Source organism: Peptidiphaga sp., assembly GCF_057238965.1.
The window spans coordinates 811-6374 of sequence record NZ_DBHHEV010000114.1; the positions used below are offsets into that span (position 1 = coordinate 811).

The following is a 5564-nucleotide window of genomic DNA, read 5'->3' on the forward strand; positions in this document are numbered from 1 at the left end:
ATCGGGACGGAAAGGTGCGCTTCAACGGAACGAAGACCCTCATCACGAACGCCGCCGACACGAAGTACCTCCTGACCATGGCCGTCAACCCCGACGCCGAGGATCCGCGCCGCGCCATCTCGATGTACCTCGTTCCCACCGACGCCCCCGGCATCGAGATCTCCCCGATCTCCAAGATGTGCTGGCACACCGCGGATTCGTCGGAGATCTACTACAACGACGTCGAGGTCGACGAATCCTGCCTCGTGGGCGTCAAAGGCGAGGGCTTCAAGCAGCTCATGAAAAACTTCGAGCTGGAGCGGATCATGACGGCCACCCAGTCCCTTGGCCTGGCCGAGGCGGCCTTCAAGGACGCCGCGGAGTACGCCGCGACCCGCGTGCAGTTCGGCAAGCCGATCGGCTCGTTCCAGCTGGTGCAGGAGAAGCTGACGGACATGGCCATCAAGATCGAGAACATGAAGAACTTCATCTACCACTCGGCCTCGATGGTGGACAACGGCACGCTCGACCGCAAGCAGGCCGCGATGTGCAAGCGTTACTGCTCGATGGCCGCCTTCGAGGTGTGCGACGACGCCCTTCAGATCCACGGCGGCATCGGCGTGACCGAGGGTGTGCGGATCGAGCGGCTGTGGCGCGACGCCCGCGGGCACCGCTTCGGGGGCGGCACCGACGAGATCATGGTGCACGTCGTCGGCCGCCAGATCGTCAAAGAGCACACGAAGTAGAGCCATGTCCGCCGTCGTTTTTGCCGAGGAGGCCGCGCAGCCTGCCTCCGGCGCCGCCGGAGGGGCGGCCCTTGCGAACGAGGGCAAGGCAAAGAAATTTGTCAAGGACGTTGAGCGGGCGGGCCTTTCGGGGCGGACCGCCTCGAAATTCGGCCGGCGCGCTCTCTGCGTCGCCGAACGCGCAGTTTTCACGCTCGACGGCGAGCGCCTGACCTTGCGCGAGGTCGCGCCGGGCATCGGCCTGCAGCGCGACGTCCTCGACCAGATGGAATTCACGCCGGAGATCGACGACGATCTCAAAGAGACGGATCCGGGGGCTTTGCCGAAACCCGGGGCAGGCTCGCGAGCGTGATGGATGAGAAAGCCGCATGACGGCGGCTTCCACTTGAAAGGTTATTCAATGTCAGAAAAAGTTCGATACAACCGGTGGTTGATTCTGGCGGCGTCGTGCCTGCTGGTTTTCGCCACCGGGTGCACCTACATCTTCTCGGTGCTTAAAACGGCGCTGGAAAAGGAATTCGGCTCGGACGACGCCGTCATGGCCTATTCCGTACTCAACGCCATCTCGCCGATTCCGATGATCCTCGGAGGCTACTTCGTGGACCGCGGCAAGACCCAGCTCGTCGCGCTGGCCGGAGGCACCCTGTGGGGGCTGGGATGGCTGCTCGGCGGACTGTCCGGCTCGGGCTCGATGTTCATCCTCTGCTTCGGCGTGATCGGCGGCCTCGGCCAAGGATTCGCCTACACCGCCGCGCTCAACAACACGATGCGCTTCTTCCCGGATCGCCGGGGAATGGCCGCGGGCCTCATAACCGGCGCCAACGGCGGCGCCGCGATCGTCATGGCGCCCCTGGCCCGCTGGATTCTCGACGACCGGGGGATCGTCACCACGATGGGCGCCTTCGGCGTCGCCTTCCTCGCGGTCGCCGTCCTCGTCGCCCTCACGCTGCGCCAGGCTCCGGCGAACTACGCGCCCGAGGGCTGGACCCCTCCGGCCCCGGCGTCCGGAGGCCCGGCGGCCGAGGCGAAGAACTTCAACTGGCGGCAGATGTGCATGACCCCCATGTTCTGGCTCATCTTCGTCATCTTCGTCTGCGGCGCCTTCTCGGGCCTGCTCATCGTCGCCAACGCCTCCCCGCTCGCGCAGGGCATGTTCGGCTATTCGAAGTCTGAGGCGGCCTTCATCGTCTCCGTCTACGCCTTCGCCTCCCTGGCGGGCCGGATCTGCTTCGGAACCGTCTCCGACAAGATCGGCCGGGTGCGCACCGTGCAGATCATCTTCATCCTCGCGGCCCTCGGCCTGATTTCGCTGATCGCCGGCAAGGGCGACCACAATGTGCTGCCCCTCGTTCTCGGCATCTTCGCCGTCGGCATGGGGTACGGCGGGATCATGGGCACCATGCCGGCCCTCGTCATGAGCCAGTTCGGCCCGAAGAACCAGGGGATCAACTACGGAGTCGCCTTCAGCGCCTTCGCGGTCTCCGCAATCTTCGCACCCAATCTGGGGGCCAAGATCGGCAAGCGCAACGGCGGCGACTACTCGCAGGCGCTCGTCATCGCCATCGTTGCGGCGGCGGTCGGCCTGTGCGCGGCCATCGCCTACCAGATTGTGGCTGCAAGGCTTGAACGTCGAGCCGCGGCGCAGCAATAGCCGCGGCGCCAGTGGCCGCTCCCGCTCCCGGCCGGGGAGCGGCCAAACGGCGGCCTCTTTCTTGCGCTGAGGCGATCGGCGCAGACCGGCTCGGGGCACAACCTGAGGGCCGCTTCACCCACAGTGGGTGAAGCGGCCCCCGTCGTCTATAAGTCACCGCATGCCCGAGCGCACGGAGGCGATTTCGCGTTCGGTTTGCCAGTCCGCGTTTCGCAGGGGCGTGTAACGGCCGCTTTCTCGGACGACGCCGTTGGCCGCGCCCCACTGCCAGATCTGCTCGCATTGGGCCGCGGCCTTCGCCTCGCGTCTGCCGAATCCGCCCCGCGCCAAACCGGTGCCGAGCAGGGGAACGGCCCGTCCTTTGCGGTCTGCCAGGAACGCCCTGTCGCCGAGTGTGAACAGGCTGTAACGCGAGTCGGGCCACGCGTGCGGCCTTCCGTCGATGTGGATGGCCTCGCGGCCCACGACGGTTCGGCGAGGGCGCCGGACTTCCGCGATCAACGGGCTGACGAGGACGGCGATCCCCAGGAGGAGGACGCCTGCGGACAGCGCGGCCTTGACCGCAGCGCTGCCCAGAGTCAGCCAAAGGCCGAGCGCCCCGACGCTGATCAGCGCTGCGGCGACCCACGTGACGGACGCGCCGTCGTCGCGGGCCGCCTCGATTGCCCGCCGGAAGTCCGGGCCGCCGAAAACCAACCGGTCCGCTCGGCCGCCCGCGCGATTGCGCGCTCTGCCTCGGCGCCCGCCCGCGCGGCCTTGGCTGTTTGCCGAGCGCTCTTGGAAATTGTGCGCGCTGCCCTCGCCGTTCGCGCGGTGCGCGCTGTCACGATGCATGCCTTGGCCCGCTCGCGCGCGTATGAGCGCGGGGTCGGCTTTGGCGCTGTTCCTATTGGGAATCCACCCGTGTCTGGAGGCGACAGACCATATTCCCTCCAGGGCGAGCCTGGCCTGGATCTTCGGATTGTCGGTGTCCGCGAGCCTTTTCGCGGCGTCGCCGGTTCGCGTCTTTGCGCCGTCCGCTGGCGTCTCTGCGTCGCCTGCTGGCCGCTTCGCGCCGCTGGTCTGCCTTGTCGCCGCTTCGGCTCGCCCCGCCTTTTCGTGCGGCGAGCCTTTCTCGGTGTCGAATCTGCCGCCGGGCAGCCTGACGACGTCGTCGGAGGTCCCTTTGACGAGGACAAGCTGGTACCCGTGGCTGTTCGCGCCCGACGTCCTTTTCGCAACGTGTTCGAGCATGCCGAAACCCGAACGCGTCGCGGGCCACGGGAGCCCTTCCTTGCGCACGAGGGTCCGCACCTCGATGCCGCTTTGGCTTAGAACCGTCCGGTGGCGCAGGGCGTTCAGGCTCCACAGATATGCGACGGGGTTGAAGACGTACAGAGCCAAAAACAGGTACGGAAGGATGAGGAACGTCCTGTCGGCCGCCGCCGACGCCGCCGCTTTCACCGCATCTGCGGCCGCCGGGAGGAAAAGCGCGAGGAGGAGGAAAGTGTCGACGGCCACGGTGGCTGCGGCGTAGACTCTCACGCCGGGGGATCGGCGCAAAATGATCCGGCATTCGCCGGACTCCGCCCGCTTCACCCGCGCCTTGCGCGCCAGAAACCCTTCTGCCTCCCGCACGTCGACGTCGGGCACGCCCCATGCCTTTCCCGGTATGTCGCCCGGGCCCGTTCCCGCCCCGAGGGAGTAGACGCGTCGATTCGCGCGCTCTTCCGAATGCTCTGTGCTCCCTCGCGGACAGTCCATGCTCTTCTCCGAATCGCCTCGTGCGGGCGTCGTCGCGGCGGCCAGCCGCACCGGGCGTATGCGGTCCCGGACCCGCACACGCCGGGACCGCACGCTCAGCCACTTTAGACCGGAGCTCGCGGGATGTGCGCATTCTGAGGCGGGGACGGGAACCTCTAACCCGGATCCTCGCGCCCCGCGGGGCCGCGAGGACGTGTCTTCGGTCCGACGCAGCCGTGAGCTGCGCATGGCGTCCCCCGCGGGAGACGCGGTGCCGTGTCCCCGCCTCGCGGGCGGAGGGATCGCCATAGACCAGTCCCCGCGGAGGCCCGGCTTCACGCCATCGGCGCGGACGCCGCGTCGAGGATTGCCGCCTGCTCGGCGGTCAGCGTCAGGTCGAGGGCTGCCAGGAGATCGGGCAGCTGGCCGACTGTCCGGGCAGAGGCCACCGGCGAATCCACGCCCTTGGCGTGCTGCCACGCCAAGGCGACGCTCGCCGGGCTCGCGCCGAGCTGGGCCGCGATGTCGTCCAGAGCCGCGAGCACTGCGATCCCTTCCTCCGTCAGATATCGGGCCGCCGCCCCTCCGCGCGCCGCATTCGCCTTGGCGTCGTCCTCGCTGCGGTATTTGCCCGTCAAGAACCCGGAGGCCAGGGCGAAGTAGCTTTGCGCAGCCATGCCGTGTTCACGCGCGAGCGGCAGGTAGGAGGCTTCGAAGCGCCTCCGCTTGACCAGGTTGTAGTGCTGCTGCAGGATTGTCGGCTTGTGCAGGCCGTTTTCCTCGGCGCAGCGCAGCCACTCCTCCATCCGCTCGGGCGTGAAATTCGACAGGCCGACGGCTCGTGCCTTTCCGGCGTCGACCAGCGCGGAGAAGGCTTCGGCCATATCGGGAATTGCGACGGCGTCGTCGTCGAAGTGGGCGAAGTACACGTCGACGAAGTCGACGCCGAGCCGCTCGAGCGAAGCGTCGCAGGCCGCCGCGACGTTTTTAGGCGAGAGTCCCTCGAATTGCGGGTGTTTGGCCACTTTTGTGGCGACGACGACGCCCTCGCGCCCGGTGCCCTTTGCGTATCCGCGGGCCGCGAGCCACTGGCCGATCGTCTCCTCCGACTCGCCGCCCCGGTTGCCTGGCGCCCAGGCAGAGTAGGCGTCTGCCGTGTCGATCGTCGTTCCGCCGCCCGCGAGGTACGCGTCGAGCACCTCGAAAGACTCCTCGCGCGTCGAGGTCCAGCCGAAGGTGTTGCCGCCGAGCGTGATCGGCGAAATCGAGACGCCCGTCGAGCCGAGGGGGATGTTCTTCATCTGTTTCTCCTTTGGGGTCGATGCCCTTTGTTCAAGCCTACCCGCCGGCCCGGGCTGCGCGGCCCGCTCTGGGTTCGCAGGCAAACATCCCGTTGCGACGAACGCGGCCCCGGCCGTGTGGCTTGCTTTGGGTTCGGAGGCAAGCATCCCGTTGCGACGAACGCG

The 5564-nt window shown here is 67.6% G+C and carries 5 protein-coding genes; 3 read left to right on the forward strand and 2 right to left on the reverse strand.

The features are described from left to right. From ACO48X_RS10360 to ACO48X_RS10370, 3 genes are all read left to right on the forward strand, one after another. Window positions 1-725 (forward strand): acyl-CoA dehydrogenase family protein (locus tag ACO48X_RS10360; protein ID WP_485002013.1); only part of this gene is annotated, 725 nt, incomplete at its 5' end. A gap of 4 nt (window positions 726-729) precedes the next feature. Next, window positions 730-1077, forward strand: a complete 348-nt coding sequence (locus tag ACO48X_RS10365) for a hypothetical protein (RefSeq protein WP_485002014.1) — start codon at window positions 730-732, stop codon at window positions 1075-1077. 48 nt (window positions 1078-1125) lie between these two features. After that, window positions 1126-2376 carry an L-lactate MFS transporter gene (locus tag ACO48X_RS10370; RefSeq protein ID WP_485002015.1) on the forward strand — a complete coding sequence of 417 codons (1251 nt, stop codon included), beginning with the start codon at window positions 1126-1128 and terminating at the stop codon, window positions 2374-2376. Between the two features lie 153 nt (window positions 2377-2529). On the opposite strand, the gene ACO48X_RS10375 is transcribed toward ACO48X_RS10370, so the two are convergent. Continuing rightward, window positions 2530-4119, reverse strand: coding sequence for a hypothetical protein (locus ACO48X_RS10375; protein WP_485002016.1), 1590 nt, complete (start codon window positions 4117-4119; stop codon window positions 2530-2532). Window positions 4120-4433: 314 nt separating this feature from the next. After that, window positions 4434-5399: an aldo/keto reductase gene (locus ACO48X_RS10380; RefSeq protein ID WP_485002017.1), complete on the reverse strand. Its 966-nt coding sequence runs from the start codon at window positions 5397-5399 to the stop codon at window positions 4434-4436. Window positions 5400-5564: the final 165 nt, after the last annotated feature.

Bases quoted from the DNA above. Each gene is read 5' to 3' on its own strand.
- ACO48X_RS10365 (WP_485002014.1), top strand. From the start codon at position 730: ATGTCCGCCGTCGTTTTTGCCGAGGAGGCCGCGCAGCCTGCCTCCGGC.
- ACO48X_RS10370 (WP_485002015.1), top strand. From the start codon at position 1,126: ATGTCAGAAAAAGTTCGATACAACCGGTGGTTGATTCTGGCGGCGTCG.
- ACO48X_RS10375 (WP_485002016.1), bottom strand. From the start codon at position 4,119: ATGGACTGTCCGCGAGGGAGCACAGAGCATTCGGAAGAGCGCGCGAAT.
- ACO48X_RS10380 (WP_485002017.1), bottom strand. From the start codon at position 5,399: ATGAAGAACATCCCCCTCGGCTCGACGGGCGTCTCGATTTCGCCGATC.